This is a genomic window from Knoellia sp. Soil729 (assembly GCF_001427985.1).
In the GTDB taxonomy this organism is placed as follows: Bacteria; Actinomycetota; Actinomycetes; order Actinomycetales; family Dermatophilaceae; genus Knoellia.
Map to the genome: position 1 here is coordinate 1,104,488 of NZ_LMSA01000002.1, position 17,328 is coordinate 1,121,815.

13 protein-coding genes and 1 pseudogene are annotated in these 17,328 nt (G+C 68.9%); 3 read left to right on the plus strand and 11 right to left on the minus strand.

Annotated features, from left to right (window positions below):
- The first annotated feature begins 93 nt into the window (after positions 1-93).
- Complete coding sequence (locus ASG74_RS10275; protein ID WP_056142373.1) at positions 94-558, plus strand: SRPBCC family protein; 465 nt, start codon at positions 94-96, stop codon at positions 556-558.
- Between the two features lie 60 nt (positions 559-618).
- Here the strand turns inward: ASG74_RS10275 and ASG74_RS10280 are convergent, their stop codons facing one another.
- The 3 genes and pseudogenes from ASG74_RS10280 to ASG74_RS10290 all read right to left on the minus strand — a co-directional run bounded on the left by ASG74_RS10280 (position 619) and on the right by ASG74_RS10290 (position 6,544).
- Positions 619-3,393, minus strand: a complete 2,775-nt coding sequence (locus tag ASG74_RS10280; protein WP_156465347.1) for a glycosyl hydrolase — start codon at positions 3,391-3,393, stop codon at positions 619-621.
- A 676-nt stretch (positions 3,394-4,069) separates the two neighbouring features.
- Positions 4,070-5,912, minus strand: a pseudogene (locus ASG74_RS17880) (DUF222 domain-containing protein); the annotation flags it as partial.
- 212 nt (positions 5,913-6,124) lie between these two features.
- The gene (locus tag ASG74_RS10290) at positions 6,125-6,544 is read right to left on the minus strand and encodes a MerR family transcriptional regulator (RefSeq protein ID WP_056142381.1); all 420 of its coding nucleotides are present in this window, start codon (positions 6,542-6,544) and stop codon (positions 6,125-6,127) included.
- 136 nt (positions 6,545-6,680) lie between these two features.
- On the opposite strand from ASG74_RS10290, the gene ASG74_RS10295 reads away from it, so the two are divergent.
- A complete protein-coding gene (locus ASG74_RS10295) occupies positions 6,681-8,120 on the plus strand; it encodes a SulP family inorganic anion transporter (protein WP_442910086.1) in 1,440 nt (479 codons plus the stop codon).
- A 28-nt stretch (positions 8,121-8,148) separates the two neighbouring features.
- Here ASG74_RS10295 and ASG74_RS10300 read toward each other — a convergent pair whose 3' ends face one another.
- The 7 genes from ASG74_RS10300 to ASG74_RS10330 all read right to left on the minus strand — a co-directional run bounded on the left by ASG74_RS10300 (position 8,149) and on the right by ASG74_RS10330 (position 16,391).
- Positions 8,149-8,661, minus strand: coding sequence for a pyridoxamine 5'-phosphate oxidase family protein (locus ASG74_RS10300; RefSeq protein ID WP_056142386.1), 513 nt, complete (start codon positions 8,659-8,661; stop codon positions 8,149-8,151).
- A gap of 57 nt (positions 8,662-8,718) precedes the next feature.
- Positions 8,719-10,416: a ribonuclease J gene (locus ASG74_RS10305; protein WP_056142391.1), complete on the minus strand. Its 1,698-nt coding sequence runs from the start codon at positions 10,414-10,416 to the stop codon at positions 8,719-8,721.
- A gap of 340 nt (positions 10,417-10,756) precedes the next feature.
- Entirely contained in the window at positions 10,757-12,151 is a 1,395-nt protein-coding gene (locus ASG74_RS10310) for an MFS transporter (protein WP_056142393.1), read from the minus strand.
- Entirely contained in the window at positions 12,144-12,935 is a 792-nt protein-coding gene (locus ASG74_RS10315) for a PEP/pyruvate-binding domain-containing protein (protein WP_056142396.1), read from the minus strand. The genes ASG74_RS10310 and ASG74_RS10315 overlap by 8 nt, the downstream gene beginning before the upstream one ends.
- 6 nt (positions 12,936-12,941) lie before the next feature.
- The gene (locus ASG74_RS10320; RefSeq protein ID WP_082569645.1) at positions 12,942-14,624 is read right to left on the minus strand and encodes a PEP-utilizing enzyme; all 1,683 of its coding nucleotides are present in this window, start codon (positions 14,622-14,624) and stop codon (positions 12,942-12,944) included.
- Positions 14,625-14,723: 99 nt separating this feature from the next.
- Positions 14,724-15,689 (minus strand): hypothetical protein, encoded by a 966-nt coding sequence (locus ASG74_RS10325; protein WP_056142402.1) that lies wholly within the window; start codon positions 15,687-15,689, stop codon positions 14,724-14,726.
- An 18-nt stretch (positions 15,690-15,707) separates the two neighbouring features.
- Complete coding sequence (locus ASG74_RS10330; protein WP_056142405.1) at positions 15,708-16,391, minus strand: DUF6345 domain-containing protein; 684 nt, start codon at positions 16,389-16,391, stop codon at positions 15,708-15,710.
- Positions 16,392-16,574: 183 nt separating this feature from the next.
- Between ASG74_RS10330 and ASG74_RS10335 the strand changes: the two genes are divergently transcribed.
- Positions 16,575-16,925 carry a hypothetical protein gene (locus tag ASG74_RS10335; protein ID WP_056142408.1) on the plus strand — a complete coding sequence of 117 codons (351 nt, stop codon included), beginning with the start codon at positions 16,575-16,577 and terminating at the stop codon, positions 16,923-16,925.
- 60 nt (positions 16,926-16,985) lie between these two features.
- On the opposite strand, the gene ASG74_RS10340 is transcribed toward ASG74_RS10335, so the two are convergent.
- Positions 16,986-17,324 (minus strand): nucleotide pyrophosphohydrolase, encoded by a 339-nt coding sequence (locus tag ASG74_RS10340; protein WP_056142411.1) that lies wholly within the window; start codon positions 17,322-17,324, stop codon positions 16,986-16,988.
- Positions 17,325-17,328 lie beyond the last annotated feature (4 nt).

Genomic DNA, 17,328 nt, shown 5'->3' on the forward strand with positions numbered 1-17,328 from the left:
GGCAGAGCACTCCTCAAATCCGGGCGGCACCCGTGGCGAGGGCCAGTCCAGGTGGGTCTTGTTGGGGCGGTTCGGAGGGAGGACCGTGAGGCCATGGGTGTCATCGAGCTGGAGGTGTCGCGGGTCGTCCACGCCCCGATCAGCGACGTCTTCGACCGACTGGCCGACATCGAGGGGCACAACGACTGGATGCCCAGGAAGGGCAGCATGCTCCGCCGCACGCAGCAGACGTCGCCGGGTGAGCCGGGCGTCGGGACGACCTACGTCGACCGGACGCAGGCGGGGACCTTCCCGGGCGAGATCGTGGAGTTCGCACGGCCCACCCGGCTCCGCTACCACTGGTGGAGCTCGACGAAGGGTGGCCGCATCCACATGGAGGGCTGGCCGGGCTACTTGCTCGAGGCCAAGGCCGACGGCACGACTCTGGTGCGCCATGACGCGAGGATGAACACCCATGGCGCCTATCGCCTCGCGACGCCGGTCATGCGCTGGATGGCCACGCGGGAGCGCACCGCCACGGTCGATGCCCTCCAGAAGTCCTTCGAACGCAAGCCCTAGGTATGCCGTGTGGTCACCTGAGGTGACCACACGGCATACGCCGGGGTTGTGCGTTTGTGGTCAGAGGCTCGTGAGAGCCACCTTCCAGATGCCGCGGCCGTGGGTCGCGGCGTAGAGACTGCCGTCCGGCGCGACGTTGAGGTCGAAGACGGTCGACAGCGGGAGGGCACCCGCCGTGCCGGAGACGCCACCGACGCGCTTCCACGACGTGACGTTGCCGTCGCTGTCGAGGGAGCCGACCAGCACGCCGTAGTCGGTGCCGGCCACGAGCGAGTGGCCGACGTGGACGAGGTCGGTGAACGGGACGTCCGGGGTGCCGGCCGACTCGTTCGTCCAGGTGACGCCGCCGCTCTTGCTGAGCACGCCCTTCCAGACGTGGTCCTGCTGGGCGCCGGGACCCTCGATGAAGCGGCGGTTGTAGCCGTTGAACGCGACGTAGACGGTCGCCGAGTCCGCCGAGACGGAGTCGATGTAGACCGCGTTGGGGTAGCGGTTGGGCAGACCGGTCATGTCGAGCTCGTGCCAGGCGCCACCGAAGTTGGTTTGCACACCCCGGGTGAACCCGGCGCTGTTGCAGTTTGACTCACCACACCAGCCAGCGACGACGACATCCTTCGTCGCGTCCTGCTTGGCACTGGGGTCGGCGACGGCGTCCAAGGCGACGGTCATGCGACCACCGCTGCCGAGCGTGGCGCGCTTGGTCCAGCCGTGCGCGGACAGGGTCGCCGCCTGGTTCGCCGTGGTGGCGAAGCCGAGGTCGTCGCTCCAGATGGAGTTGCCACCAGCCACCCAGCGCTCACTGGCGTGGTCACCGGTGTTCTCCGAGCCGCGGACGACGCGGAAGGGAGCGGTGAAGCGCGGGTTGGGGTCCGGAACGCTCACGTCGATGATGGCGCTCTTGGACCCGTCCGTCTGGCCGCAGTTGGTGGTCATCCAGAGCACGAGGTCGGTGTACTCGTCGAGGATGTTGCACCCGTTCCTGGGGTCGACGATGCTGTCGCCGCCGTCGCCGCCGAACGGGCTGACCATCTCGGTGTGGCCCTGGTTGTCCTTGCGGTCACCACGCACGAGGGCTCCGCCGTTGTCCTGGAGGCCACCGAAGACGGTGTAGCCGGCGCGCTCCGGGTCCTTGCCGACGCCGACCGAGTAGTACTGCAGCGTGCCGAGGCCTGGCGAGTGGTTCGCCCAGTCCGTCGCGTTGCCCTGGGCGTTGACCTTGCCGTTGACCGGGCGGGACTTCACACCACCGTCGTTGCCGACGTAGACCCGACCGCCGCTGACGACGATCGAGTGCTGGTCGGAGTGGGTGGTCTGCGGACAGGTGTTGTCCGACTCCTTGAGGGACCAGCACTTGAAGCCGAAGTTCCAGTAGGGACCGACCGTTGTCCAGCTGGAGCCGGCGTTGGTGGTCTCGTAGACCTCCTCGAGGCCGAGCCACACGTGGTTGGGGTTGCCCGGCTCGGTCTCGATGAAGTTGTTGTACCAGGCCTGGACGCCGGGGCTGTAGCCCTTGCCGGCGAACCCGTGCAGGGCCGAGGTGGAGTTGCCGAGCTTGTTGCTGTCGGCGATGCGGTTCCACGGGCCCTCGAGGGTCCCGCTCGAGGACCGGTAGACGCCGTCGAGGACGGTGTCGGCTCCCTTGAGAAGCCGCTGGGGCGACTCGACGACGGTGTAGAGGACGGTCTTCTTGCCGGCCTTGTCGGTGCCCCAGGCGAACTCGGCGTTGCCGACCGACTGGTTGGCGAGGGCACCTTGGGGCTGGACGACCGCGTAGGTGCCGTTGGCTCCGGTCGCGCTCTTGTAGAAGCCGTTGTAGGCCGCACCGCTGCGCCAGGCCGCATTCGCGAGCACGGCGCCGGAGTCGTCGATCGCGACGTCGTTGACCATGTTGTTGTAGGGCGCGGCAATGTTGGAGTCGTCGGCCGGGTTGGGCATCAGGACGTTGGTCCAGTTCGTCGCTGCCTGGGGCGCACCGCTGGCGGCGAGCGGGTAGCGCCACAGGCCACGGGTCGTCGCGGCGTAGGCCCAGTGGTGCACGTCGTCGAAGCGAACCTTGTTGATGCCGCGGCTCTCGAGTTCGGTGCCGCCCAGCCGGTCGCCGTCCGTGAACTGCGCGGCCGTGGCGTTCGCGTCGGCTGCGCGGCCGTTGCGGAACATGCCCGCGCCGACATAGGAGGTGCCGCCGGTGTTGGCCTCACCCGTGGCGTACCAGAGGGCGTTGTCGTGCCACTCGAGGTCACCCGTGGACAACGAAAGGATCTTGTCCGAGAGGGGCTGCCACGCTCCGTCGTCCGAGGGGTCGGCCGCCACGTTGAGCTTCTTGCGCCACACGCCACCGTTGGCGCCGCCGGCGAAGAGGTAGCCGCCACCGACCGCCAGACCGGTCACCCGTCCGGCGACGAAGCCCGCTCCGCCCGACGAGTTCGAGAAGCTCGGGTCGCGGTAGTTGGGGTCATCGGCGTCGTAGCTGAGGTTGGTGACCTCGCTCCACGCACTGCCGTTGGACGCCAGCGAGCGGAAGTTGCCCAGGCTGTTCGAGAGCTGGCCGGCCGCGACCGAACCGTAGGGCGCCAGTCGCGCATTGGCGGTCGAGGTGAGCGAGGCAAAGATCTCGCTGGACTCCGAGGACGGGTCGCCGACCTTGCCCTCGATGCCGTGCTCTGCGGCCTCGCGCGCGGCCTCGTCACCGCCGGCCTTCTCGAGATAGCCGCGGTAGTGCGGCTGGCTGTTCTCCTCCTGGATGTGGGCGTAGATGCCCCCGGCTGCCCCTGCTGCGATGAGTGCGCTTGCCGCGGTGGCGGCGAGCAACCTCTGTCGTACTGCTCGTGTTGCCATGTATGCCCTCCTGGGGCGCGAATCCTCCTGAATGGGTGGGGTGTGCCGCGGATCCGGCCGCCACGAAGGGGGGTCGCAGGCATCGGCGCATTGGGGAACCTACGCCCATGACGAGGGGGCTGAGAAGACCAAAGAACTTCCGAGTTTCCGGCCGTTCTCAGGGTCCTTTCAGGTGACGTCTGTCATGCGGAGGATGGCCACGAGAGCCAGCCCCGGGATCGGCGCCGGCAGAGGTGTTACGAGCCCAACCCCCCGGGTATGCCGGTGGGCTGGGTCACGCGGAGGCGGTCACGTCAGGCTGCAGTGTCGAAGTCGTCGGGGTCGGGCCAATCGCTGTCGTCGAGGAGGGCTGCTTCGTGCCACGCGATGAGTTCGTCGACGTAGGCGTCTTCGTCGGGGTCCAGCTGTCGCCAGGGGTCGGGTGGGCCGGTGTCGACGGTTCGGCTGCGGGAGGTGGCGGCGTCGATGGCGTGCAGGCGTGCGGCGGTGTCGGCGCGTCGCTGTGCGAGGCGCTGGTTCTGGGCGCGGGCCATGGCGTTGAGTCGGTGGGCGAGTGCGCGGTCGTAGCTGCCGGGGGTGGTGTCCCAGGTGACGCTGCGCCCGTGCTCGTCGGGGAGGTGGGTGGTGGCGATGAGGCGTTGGTCGTGGACGTGGGTGTGGTGTCGTTGGCAGAGCNGCGGGTTGAGTCGCTCATGCCCGGGAAGCCTACGGAGAGAGGGGGCGAGTGCACGGTCGTAGCTGCCGGGGSTGGTGTCCCAGGTGACGCTGCGCCCGTGCTCGTCGGGGAGGTGGGTGGTGGCGATGAGGCGTTGGTCGTGGACGTGGGTGTGGTGTCGTTGGCAGAGCAGGGCGGCGTTGGTGAGGTCGGATCGGCCGCCGTCGGCCCAGTGGATGAGGTGGTGGGCCTTGGCCCACGCCGGTGGGGAGTCRCAGCCGGGCCAGGTGCAGCCCTGGTCGCGGTGCCACAGGGCACGGCGTTGACCCCGGGTGAACAGGCGCGCGGCGCGTCCGACGTCGAGGACCTCGCCGGCGGTGCCCAGGACGACGGGGATGATGTCGGCGTCGCAGGCGAGGCGGCGGACGGGGAGGTGGGTGGTGGCGATGAGGCGTTGGTCGTGGACGTGGGTGTGGTGTCGTTGGCAGAGCAGGGCGGCGTTGGTGAGGTCGGATCGGCCGCCGTCGGCCCAGTGGATGAGGTGGTGGGCCTTGGCCCACGCCGGTGGGGAGTCGCAGCCGGGCCAGGTGCAGCCCTGGTCGCGGTGCCACAGGGCACGGCGTTGACCCCGGGTGAACAGGCGCGCGGCGCGTCCGACGTCGAGGACCTCGCCGGCGGTGCCCAGGACGACGGGGATGATGTCGGCGTCGCAGGCGAGGCGGCGGACCTCAGCGGGGCCCAGCAGGGTGCCCGCAGCGGTGGACCCGAGAACCGTGCCCGCACCCGTGCTGCCGGTGAGGGTTTGACCGAATGCGTCGGTGTCGGTGGTGCAGCTGTCGGGCGTGTGGTCCGGCAGGGCGATCAGTCGCAGGAGGTCGGCCAGGGCGATGGTGACGTGCAGTGCGGTGGACGCGGCGGCGGGGCCCTGGCTCTCGCCGTCGCGGGCGGCGTGGCCGGTGATGATCGCGGCCAGGGCCTCGGCGCGGCGTTGGCTGTTGGGGCGCTCGTCGAAGACCCCGGTGAGGGGGTCGGGGATCGGCTTCGACAACGGCCCCAGGGCCGCTTCGAGGGCGGCGCACTGCTCGGGAGTCAGGCCCATCCGGTACTCGGTGATGTCACCGTCGCTGACCTGCGGCTGGGTCAGGTAGGCCGCGGTCCGCAGCCGCCGCTGCTGGTCCTCAAGCTCACCGTCGAGCCCGTGCTGGGCCAGCAGGCGGGTGCGGATCCGCTTGGCATCCCTGGCGCCCCACTGCACCCCGTGGTCGAGGATGGCGTCGGTCACGGTCGGGACGGCGTCCTCCTGGAGCCGGTCCTTCATGCGGGCGATCTCGGACAGGGCGGTCAGGGCCAGCGCAAGGGCAACCTCACCGCTGACGACGCGGTCCCACACCCTGCCCTGCGGCCGGGTGGAGTCAGCGAACGCGCCCGCCTGTGGGCCCTTGGTGGACCACTGGCCCTCCGGTGTCGCGTGCGCGACCTCAACGGCGAACGAGGCCAGCTGACCCGCACCTGCCTGCCGCAGCGAGGGGGCGTGCTCACGCACCCACGCATGCGCCGACCCCTCACCCCGTCGGGCTGAGGTGAACTCGCCACGGTGCGCCGCCTCGACAGCGATCACGACCTCCGCGGCACCGGCCTGCGCCTTGACGTCGTCGACCAGGGTCAGGAACTCCGCCAGCTCGACCCCACCCAGCTGCGGCAGGACCTCACGCACCTGCGCGACCGCAGCACGCGCCCGGACCAGGGCGTCACGCGCAGCCGCGACGTCAGGCACGGGCCGAGCGCCCTGGCCTGAGTCGTCCTGCGTGCTGTCCGCCATGTCTCCATTATCCTCGAACTGGTGTTCGACTGTCAAGGGCGTCATCGAACTTTTTTTGGCCGAAATCCGCTGGGACACAGCGGAATTCACGAAAAGGGTGCAGACGGCATACGCCGCCTGTGTCCACCGTAGAACGTGGCACTGACAGCGACGCACGGAGGTGCTCGAGGTCTGAAGTGTCAGCCTCGGGTTGACGACTCAGGATGGCGTCCGTCCTCGACCGCACAACTGCTGCGAGCGCGTGGATAGGCTCTGCTTCAGTCGTGAGCTTCGTGCAGCTCGCGACCCAGCAGGTCGAGGAACTCGTCGGCCATGGCCAGCTGCGTCTCGAGCCTGGCGCGACGTTCGCCTGCCTCGGCCAGGACGGTGGCGAGGCGGGCGTGGGCTGCGTCGCGGTCGGCCTTGCTCGAGGCCGGCTCCCGCAGGTCCTCAAGGTCGCGCATGGCCGCGCTCATCTCGTCGAGGGTGAAACCGAGCGGCTTCATCCGCCGGATGACGAGGATCTTGTCGACGTCGGCCTCGGTGTAGAGGCGGAAGCCACCGTCGGTGCGTCCCGACGGGCGCAGCAGGCCGACCTCGTCCCAGTGGCGCAGGCTGCGCAGGGACAGCTCCGTGCGCTCGGCCACCTCGCCGATGTGCATGGACCGTGCCGGCTCCACGCTGTCCTCGGTGCTCATGGCGTCTCTCCCTCCGGCAGAATTTCAACCCTCACGTTACGGAAGGTTAGGCTGCACCCCCGTGACTACTGCACACGGGTCGACCCCCACGACCGCCCTCGAACCCACCGTGCGCAACGCGTTCCGTTCGCCCCGGATGCTGCGCACCGAGGTCCTGGGAGGCCTCGTCGTCGCCCTGGCGCTCATCCCCGAGGCCATCTCCTTCTCGATCATCGCCGGTGTCGACCCACGCGTCGGCCTCTTCGCCGCGTTCACGATGGCGGTCTCGATCTCGTTCCTCGGTGGGCGTCCCGCCATGATCTCGGCCGCGACCGGGGCCGTCGCGCTCGTCATCGCCCCCGTCGTGCGGGACCACGGCCTCGACTACCTCCTCGCGACCGTGATCCTTGGCGGTCTCATCCAGGTTCTGCTCGGAGTTCTGGGCGTCGCGCGGCTCATGCGCTTCATCCCGCGCTCGGTCATGGTCGGCTTCGTCAACGCGCTCGCGATCCTGATCTTTCTCGCCCAGGTGCCGCACCTGGTCGACGTGCCCTGGGCCGTCTACCCGATGGTTGCCGTGGGCATTGCCGTCATTGTCGGTATGCCGCGTCTCACTCGCGTCATACCCTCCCCGCTCGTCGCGATCGTGGCGCTGACCGGGTTCGTCCTCGCCACCGGGCTGGGGCTGCCCAACGTGGGCGACGAGGGAGAGCTGCCCGACAGCCTGCCCTCGCTACTGCTTCCCAACGTGCCGTTCACGATGGAGACGTTGCGGATCATCGCGCCGTTCGCCCTGGCGATGGCCCTCGTCGGACTGCTCGAGTCGCTGCTCACCGCCAAGCTCGTCGACGACATCACCGACACGCACTCCGACAAGACCCGCGAGGCCTGGGGCCAAGGAGCGGCCAACGTCATCACCGGGTTCTTCGGTGGCATGGGTGGCTGCGCGATGATCGGCCAGACGATGATCAACGTGAAGGCGTCGGGGGCTCGCACCCGCATATCGACCTTCCTCGCCGGCACGTTCCTGCTCATCCTCGTCGTCGGCTTCGGCGACGTGGTCGCCCTCATCCCCATGGCGGCCCTCGTTGCGGTGATGGTCATGGTCTCGGTCGGGACGTTCGACTGGCACAGCATCCAGCCCGCCACGCTGCGACGGATGCCCAAGTCCGAGACGTTCGTCATGGCGTCGACCGTGGCCGTCGTCGTTGCCACCCACAACCTCGCCATCGGGGTCGTCGTCGGGGTGCTCGTGGCCATGGTGCTCTTCGCACGCCGCGTCGCCCACCTCACCAACACCCACCGCGAGCTCGTCGAGAACCCGGACGGCACCGTCACCGCGCTCTACACCGTGACCGGCGAGCTGTTCTTCGCGTCGAGCAACGACCTCTACACCCAGTTCGACTACGCCGACGACCCCGAGCAGGTCGTCATCGATCTGTCCCAGTCGCACGTGTGGGACGCCTCCACGGTGGCCTCACTCGACGCGATCACGACGAAGTACGCCCGCAAGGGCAAGTCCGTCGAAATCGTGGGGCTCAACTCCGCGAGCGCCGAGCGCCATGGCCGACTGTCGGGGTCACTGCCCTCCCACTGAGCGGCCCGAGCACCCACGGCCAGGCACGTCAGAACCGGAAGCGGGTGCAGTCCGTGGGGAAGGCGAACCACGCCATCGCTCGATGCGGCGTGATGACGCGCAAGCCTCCGCCATCCTCGCCGGACCAGGAGTCCGGCCCCGGGGAGTAGCCGCTGTCCTTGTATTTCGTGAAGGCCTGCGAGAGCCGCACCCCGAGCCCGTCGGCGTCGGCGCGGGAGGCCACCGACTCGCCCTCGACGATGACGACCTCGGTGCCGCTCTCGAGCGTCAGCGTGACGGCCGGGTTCTGCTCGACATTGCGCGTATGCCGTGTGCTCGGCGCTCCGTCGTACCAGAACTTCCCGTCCAGCCAGACTCCCCACCGGGGCACCGAGTGCGGGGTGCCGTCGGGCCGGACACTGCTGAGCCAGTAGTGCATCGACTGCACGAGGCGTGGCTCGATGTCGGCCCAGGTGAGCAGGCCCTCGGCCGTCGTGGGGATGCCGTAGCCGTCCGGAAAGACGGGACGGTCGGCAGCGGGTTGGTGCGCCGTGGTGTCCATGCCCGAGACGCTAGACCTGCTCACCGACACGAGAGCCGATGCTGCGTCGCCCAAAGATCAGGCGTCGACGACCACCGGGATGATCAGCGGACTCCGACGGTGCGCCCGGTGGGCCCAGTTCGACGCCGCCCGACGGACCAGCTCCTCGACCTGCGCCAGGTCCTCAATGCCGTCGGACGAGGCCTTGGTGAGCGCCTGCTGGATGAGGGGCGTGGCGGCCGAGAAGTCCAGCAGGTCGGGCGGGAAGCCGTGGGCGAGGTAGTCGGGCTCCTCGACCAGGGCTCCGGTGTCCGGGTCGGTGATGCACACGATCGTGATGACGCCCTCCTCGGCGAGGGTGCGTCGCACGTGGAGCGTCTCCTCGGTGGCGCCACCCACGGTCATCGCGTCGACGTAGACCAGCCCGGCGGGGACGTTGCCGGTGATCTTTGCCTGACCATCGACGAGGTCGATGACGCTGCCGTCCTGCGCGATGAGGACCCGGTCGGCGTCCACGCCCGTGCGGATGGCGATGTCGGCGTTGGCGCGCAGGTGGCGCCACTCGCCGTGGACGGGCAGCACGTTGGTCGGCTCGATGATGTTGTAGCAGTAGGCCAGCTCACCGGCGCTGGCGTGCCCAGACACGTGCACCTTGGCGTTGCCCTTGTGGACGACGTTGGCGCCCCAGCGGGTGAGCTCGTTGATGACCCGATAGATCGCGTTCTCGTTGCCGGGGATGAGGGAGCTGGCCATGAGGACGGTGTCGCCGGGGGTGATCTCGACGGGGTGGTCGCGGTTGGCCATGCGCGCCAGGGCGGCCATGGGCTCTCCCTGAGACCCGGTGGCGATGACCGTCTGTTGGTCAGGGCGCAGCTTCTCGAGGGCCTTCATGTCCTTGACCACGAGGCCGTCGGGGATGGTGAGGTAGCCCAGCTCGCGGGCGATGCCCATGTTGCGCACCATCGACCGTCCGACGAACGCGACCTTGCGGTTGTGCTGGTGGGCGGTGTCGAGGACCTGCTGGATGCGGTGCACGTGGCTGGCGAAGCTCGAGACGATGACCCGGCCCTTGGTCGTGCGGAACACCTGGTCGATGGCGGGAGCGAGCTCGCCCTCGGACACCGTGAAGCCGGGCACCTCGGCGTTGGTGGAGTCGGGCAGGAACAGGTCGACGCCCTCCTCACCCAGGCGCGCGAAGGCGCGCAGGTCGGTGACGCGGCCATCCAGCGGGAACTGGTCCATCTTGAAGTCGCCGGTGTGCAGGACCAGTCCGGCCTTGGTGCGGATGGCGACGGCGAGCCCATCGGGGATGGAGTGGTTCACCGCGATGAACTCGCAGTCGAAGGGGCCGAAGGTGCGGCGGTCACCCTCGGCGACCTCAATGGTGCGGGGCTTGATCCGGTGCTCGGTCAGCTTGGCCTCGATCAGGGCCAGGGTGAGGCGGGAGCCGACCACGGGGATGTCGGGACGCTCGCGCAGCAGGTAGGGAACGCCGCCGATGTGGTCCTCGTGCCCGTGGGTGAGCACGATCGCGTCGACCTTGTCGAGGCGGTCCCTGATCCAGCTGAAGTCAGGGATGATGACGTCGACCCCGGGCTGGGACTCGTCGGGGAAGAGCACCCCGCAGTCGACGACCAGCAGGCGCCCCGCGTGCTCGTAAACGGTCATGTTGCGCCCGATCTCGCCGAGTCCACCCAACGGCACCACCCGCAGGCCGTTCGGCGGCAGGGTGGGCAGTGCGCCAGTGCGCTTGCTGCGGGTCGACCGTCGACTCATCGCTGCACCCCCGCCACCGGCTGGGTGTTGGGCAGTGACACTGGGCGGGGGTGCTGCAGGTGGTTCACACGTACTCCGATGGTGGGTGTCGAGCAGCCCGGCGACGGGCTTGCTGTCTCTGGTTGCTGTCGTCCTTGAGACCCATGGTGGTCGCCGCCTTCCCCATGGCGGCGCACCTGGTCTCCAGAGCGTTCACAACCGGGACAGTGCAAGCGTCCCAGATGTGCGGACCGAACGCCTCCATCACCCCTTCGCCCGTTGTCGACGGCCGGGTGCGATGGGCCGCACAACACGTCAGGACAGTCATGACTTTGCCGACGGGGTCGCTCGCGCATGCAGGCTAAACCGAGCGACTCGTATGCCGCCCTGCCAGCACCTCGTCCTTGTGGACAGGACGGGCCGGCAGCAATGCGGCGCAACCGAGGCCGACGACGAGCGCGCCCGCGAAGAACACGAGCAGCACGTGGTGGTCGGAGATGACCTCTGTGCGCGAGGCATGGACGTCCAGGACGCGGCTCATGACGGCGACGCCGATGATGCCGCCGAGGTACCGCATCGTGGAGCCGATGCCCGCGGCCATACCGGCAGCTTCCGTGCTCGCGGCCGTCATCGACGCGCTCTGCGCAGGAGGCGTTGTGAGTCCGACCCCGACGCCGAGGAGCGCCAGCGGAATCACGAGTTGGCTCGAGGAGGTGAGGTCGGTCAAGGCGAGGTCGGCCAGACCCAGCAGCGCCACCAGCGATCCTGCGACCCCGATCCGCCGGGGGCCCAGGTGATCGGTGAGCCGGCCAGCGATGGGGGAGGTGATCATCATGGCGAGCGTCAGCGACAGGAGCAGCCGTCCGGTGTCCTCGGCATTCAGGTCGAAGAGGGCCACCCCGAGCAGCGGCACCTGGAAGATGAGGGTGTACATCACCAGGTTCTGCACGGAGATGAGCACCGCGCCTGCCGAGAAGTGCAGCGACCTGAACAACGAGAACGCGATGACCGGGTCAGCGATTCGTCGCTCCCACAGCGCGAACAACAGGAGCAGACCTCCTCCGAGGACGAGGAGCACGAGCTCATGTGCAGCTCCAGGGCGCAGGCCCACGATGAGCGCCGTCAGACCGGCCGCGAGCAGCACCGTGCCGACCCAGTCGAACCGCGACGGCGCGCCGCGACCTGCCGCGGCCGCGCCCGTGAACGAACCGGTCAGCGAGCCGAGCGCAACGGCGACCACGAGCACCGGCAGGTTCGCCGCAAAGACGCTCTGCCAGCCGAAGAGCCTCACCAGCTCACCACCGACGAGGGGCCCCACCGCCGCACTCAGCGCCATCAGGGCACCGAAGGTGCCGTAGGCCCGTCCGCGCCTCTCGGGTGCGAGCACCTGACGCATCAGGGCAAGCGTCGACGGGACCAGCGCCGCGCTGCCGGCGGCCATCAGGATGCGGGCGAGGATCAGCCACGCCAGCGCAGGAGCCATGAAGCCGAGGAGCGCACCGGCGCCGAGGAAGAGCTGTCCGAGCACGATCATCCGGCCGTGTCCGATCCGGTCGCCGATCTTTCCCGCGGGGCTCTGGAGCACCACGGCTCCGACGAGATAGCTGGTGACCAGCGCCTGGGTGACGAGCGCAGGGTCATGGCCGAAGTCGGAGCTGATGTCCGGCACCGCGACGGCGACCATCGTGGAGTTCAGCGGCATCAGGGTTGCTGCGAGCACGGGGGCGAAGAGGCGCAGCGCCTCCTTGCTAGGCACGGGTGATCGGACGTCGTTGCAGCAGGAAGACCTCGCCGTCGCGGAAGGCGAACTCGATGTCGTGGTCCGTCGAGCAATACAGCTGGTCGCACTTCGAGGCCAGGGCGTCGAGCACGGCCAGGGCGTCCTCATCGAGGCAGAACTCGTCAACCAGCCCGGGCTCGACAGGCACCTCACCCTGCGGACGGATCGCGATGTCCTTCTCGCCGAGGATCCGCTCCAGCAACCGGCCTCCACGGGCGACGCGGTAGCCGTCGGGGGTGACCAGCCCTGACACCACCGATTCGCCCAGCCCCCAGCTGGCCTCGACCACCCGCTCGTCGGCCCCCGTGACCGGGTTGCGGGTGAAAAGCACACCGGCCACGTCGGCGTCGACCAGCGACTGGACGACGACGGCCATGCGGGCCGTGAGGTCGAGGCCCATCTCGGCTCGGTAGCTGACCGCTCCAGCGTCCTGCCCGGAGGCGTGCACGGCTCGCACGGCGGTGGCGACCGCTTCGGCCCCCGACACCGCGAGCACGCTCAGGTGGGCCCCGGCGAAGCTCGCGTCGAAGGAGTCCTCGTCCAGCGCGCTGGAGCGGACGGCCGAGAGTCCGAGTCCCGCGATCGCGGCCGCGAGGTCGGCCATCGTGGCCGCGTCCTCGTGCGCGATGGCAGAGACGGCCTCGCACGAGATCGCAATCCCATCAGGCACCGGCAAACCCCAACAGATCGCGGCACCCAGCTGCGCCGCCTTGCCGCCGAACACCTTGGCATCGGTGGCGTCCGCCAGTGGGCTGATCATCGACGGTCAGGACGCGCTGAGGACGTGGACCTCAGCCGTCGTCCCGTCGACACGCACGCGCGCACCGTCCTGGATCGTCGTGGTGGCGTCCCGGGTGCCGACGACGCCCGGGATTCCGTACTCGCGGGCGACGATGGCGGCGTGGCTCAGCTGGCCGCCACGGTCAGTCACGATCGCGCCGAGCAGCGGGAGGACGACGTTGAAGTACGGCGAGGTGTTGCGCGTGACGAGCACGTCGCCCTGCTGGATCCGTCCGAAGTCGGCCGAGCTCTCGACCAACCGCGCGGTGCCCTCGTAGGTGCCCTGGTTGACCGACATGCCGTGCAGCACGACCTCGGTGTTCTCCTCCTCAGAGACGGCGAACAGGTTGCCCATCACCACGTTCACCGCATTCATCGCCGGGCGTGCGCCCGCCGGCAGGAGATCCGCCGACGGCGGGGCCGGCGGCATCGCGTTGAGGAAGGGTGGAGCATCGGCGACGGTGTGGGTGGTCCGCCAGGTGTGACGTTCGGCCGTCTCGTCCGGGGTCGGGCCAGCGTCGCCCCGGAGCAGTGCCTCGATCTCATCGCGATCGAGGTCAGGAGCGTGCTGTGGGTCGAGGAGCAGCCCTCGCTCGTGCAGGCGGCGCCCCGCCTCGAGTACCGCGCGACGACCCAGCCCGGTGGCCCAGCCGTCGGAGTAGTTGCCTCGCTCGTCGCGGATCCGGTTGGCCAGGCGTGCTTCGACCAAGGCCTCGTCGAACTCGGCGACGTGCTCGGGCGGGACCTGCGAGCGCAGCCGCTCCTCGAGCCGGGTGTCCGGTGCTTCGGGGGCCAGAACACTCTGGCTGGCGGTGGTCAGCGCGGACACGAGCAGGTCAGGCATCTCGCCGGCCGTGAAGTCCCCGACGTCATACCCGACGGACCGGTATTGCACCGCTTCGACATAGGCGCGAACGGCCGGACCGACGTCTGGGTTGTCGGACAGTGCCTCGAGGGTCTGGGTGGAAGGACCGGTTGAGCGCAGCAGCGCTGCGGCGTCGACACTGCCGGCGATGGCGTCACCGGCCTTGGTGAGCTCGTCGGCGGCGAAACCATTCGAGATGGGCGACGAACCCCGCAGCAGCTGGCACGCCTCGCTCACCGGGGCCCCGGTCCACTCGAGGGTCTTCGCGATCAGGTGGCCGGGTGCCACGAGAGAGGTTGCGGTGTACTTGTGGTGCATCGCGATCATGTCGCCCATGTGGTCGAGGCACGTCCGTAGGTGCTCGACCAGTCCCTCGTCGGTCAGCGCCCGCACGTCGATGACCTGGATGGCGAGATGCTTCTCGATGCTCGCCGGCTTGTCGACGTTGTCCCACGTGTCGAGGTCCGTGCGCCACTGCTTCTCCTCGAACGCGCGAGCCGACCGGGCGATCCTGGCCCGCATCTTCGGATGCAGTCGCGTGAGGAGCCACAGGACCGGGCCCGGCGGCGGCTTCATGGCTCCCTCGGGAGCCATGAACGGGACAGGCTGCATGTAGATGAACCCGTTGGAGATGCCCGGCTTGAGGTAGTCGATCAGCAGGCCATAACGAGCTGTTCCCTCAGCAAAGCCTCGTGGGAACGCGGCCACGTAGGTCGCAGAGGTGAAGCGGGCCACCGGGCGGGAGAAGTGCGTGGTTTCCAGCTCCCACGGTCCCTTCCCCGGCGCAAGAAATGAAGCGCCCATGGGTCGATCCCTTCGTCGGACGAACTTTACGCCCGATGAACACCGAGCGCACTGGAATTGACGAGTGGGCCGCGAATGGGAGCGGCCGCCTGCGCAGAGTCACTTGCCCTTGGCGCGGCCTCTCACGACGACACCGGGCTCGAGCCGCCCGCCGCCGTAGCCGGCCTCAGCCAGTGCCTTGGGGTGGGCTAGCGAGAGGTACTCCCCGAAGCGCACCGCCACCGTCTCGTCGCGACCGACCTCGACACCGCTGACCTCACCCTCGACCATGAGCGCTGGCGCCGCGAACGTCTGCACGACGTCGGCCGGCAGCGCGAGCAGCCCGAACGTCGCGGCCGTGATGGTGATGCGGCCCTCACCCTCGCGGAGGCCGTGGCCGGACCAGCTCTGCGCGAGCAGCCCGGAGAACGCCTCGTCCAGCGACTGCGTCGCCACCTCGCCGGTGGTCTCGACGCCGCGGTTGACGTGGAACATCCGGGCGAGCGAGACACCGCGCCCGTCGTCCTCGGGGTCGAAGTGCAGGTTCGTCTTCGCACCGGGACCGATGAGCGCAAGGCCGTCGACGGCATACGCGAATCGCACTGTCGCGCGCCCGGGTCCGCTGTCCACCTCCTTGCCGTCCTCGTTGAGCTGGGCCCACTGACCGAGGCTGACGTCGATGCTGGCGTGCTCCTGGAGGAGCCCGACGCGTCGCAGCAGCTGCTGACCCTGGATGAGCAGGTTCTTGGCCTGCTCGTCGCCGAGTCGGTAGGTGCCGTCGTCGCTGCGTTCGACGTCGCGCCACTTCCGGCGTTCGTCGTCGTATGCCGTGAGGCGCTCGGTGTTGCGCGCGCGGACCGCGCCACTCGCCGCGAAGACCTCGACCTGGCCGCGGTCGCTGCCGACGGCATACCCGTGGGGAACCTGGGCGGTTCCCTTGAGGTCGATGTCGAGCGCCTCGGCGATGGCCCGCGTGCTCTCGGAGTGCTCCTTGAGGCACGGCGGGGTGTGGCTGACCACCGGTGCGGTCCGGGGGATGTCGGGCAGGTCGACCTTGAAGTCGAGGTCCGTGAATTGCAGTGGCATGACTGGCTCCTCAGCGTTTCAGCACGTGCCGCGCGCGGTCCAGAAGGACCGGTTGCTCACGGGGTCGGTGGTTTCGTCGGCGCGCAGCCGCTCGTTGTAGGTGGGGGCCCCGGGGGCCTCTGCCCGCAGGTAGGCCCAGGTGACGTTGCTGCCCTCGACGATCTCGTTGGCCTCGGCCCACGCCTCACGCACGGGGATGTCGACGCGGAAGAGCCAGCTGCCGCCCCAGTAGTAGAGCCACGCGGCATACATGGCGAACCACGTGCCGCGAGAGCTCTGCCCGCCGCCGGAGTAGCTGTGGTTGTGGAAACCGAGCATGTAGTGCAGGCGTTGGAACGCCGGGATCCAGCGCCCCACCGAGTTGCTCGCGGAGTGCTCGAGCAGGTCGCAGGCGTGCGTCGCGAAGAACTCGAGGTCGTTCTTGCCGAAGTCGATGGCCTCGCTCGCGTTGACGCGACCGTCCCAGACGAGGAACTCCTGGGTGTTGCCGTGCGAGCTCATCTGCATCGCGTCGACCGAGTCGCTGCGCTGGGTCGTGCCGGCGGTGGTGACGAAGTCGGACTCCTTGACGCCGGAGTCGCCGTGGTTGTGGGTCCAGTCGAACTCGGCCAGCCCGCCAAGCGTCGACGCGAAGCCTTCAGCCTCGAGTCGACGGCCGTCGATGCCGTCCTTGATCCACCAGGACCCCACGTACTTGGACATGGTGCGCCCCCTTCGTTGTGCGTTCCGCCGCCGGGTGGCGACGACACAGGGAAGGAGGAGCCGGTATGCCGTCCAGATACGTTCTCGTGAGCCGCTTTTGCTGGCGACCGCTCCTTTCACGCCCGTCGACGCTTCCCCCTTGGGCCGTATCCTCGACCGCATCTGGACGACGGGCACCCGGCCATGCGCGCCGCGACCCAGCTGATCTACGACGCCGTCACGGACGACGTCGAGGACTCAGCCGAGGGAGACAACTGGTGGCTCGACGTGGCGCTCACTGCTCTGGAGTCAGCGACCGGCGCAGGCAAGATCTCCCTCGCCAGCACGCTGCATGAGATCCCCAAGGTGTACTTCGTGTCGGCCGAGGCGGAGCACCTCATCCGGGACCGTGTCCCCGCCGCACCACTCGACCCCGAGTTCGATCTGACTCTCGAGTCGACGCCTACCGAGCAAGCACCCGTGGTGCGCGAACTTCTGGACACGTTCGTGGCATACGGCATCGCCCACGGACGCTCCGACGACCACGTCTCCTGATTCTCCAGATACGTTCTGACGAGACGCCGCAGGCTGACAGTGGTCGCCCGCTGAGACCCCTCAGCGCTTGGCGGCGCTGCCCTTGGAGTGCTCGACGGTGTAGCGCTGTGCGCTGGCCTCGATCTTGGCGGCCATGGCGGCGTCGAGGTCGATGTCGAGGACGTCAGCGAACCGTAAGAGGTAGGTCATCACGTCGGCGACCTCGTCGCGGACGGCTTGGCCGCGTTCGGTGCTCATGATCGTCGCGGACTCCTCGGCTGTGAGCCACTGGAAGATCTCTACGAGCTCCGACGCCTCGACGCTCAGGGCCATGACGAGGTTCTTGGGGGTATGGAACTGCTGCCACTCCCGCTCTTCGGCAAATGAGCGGATCCTGTCGGTCCAGCCCGTCGTCTCCATGGAT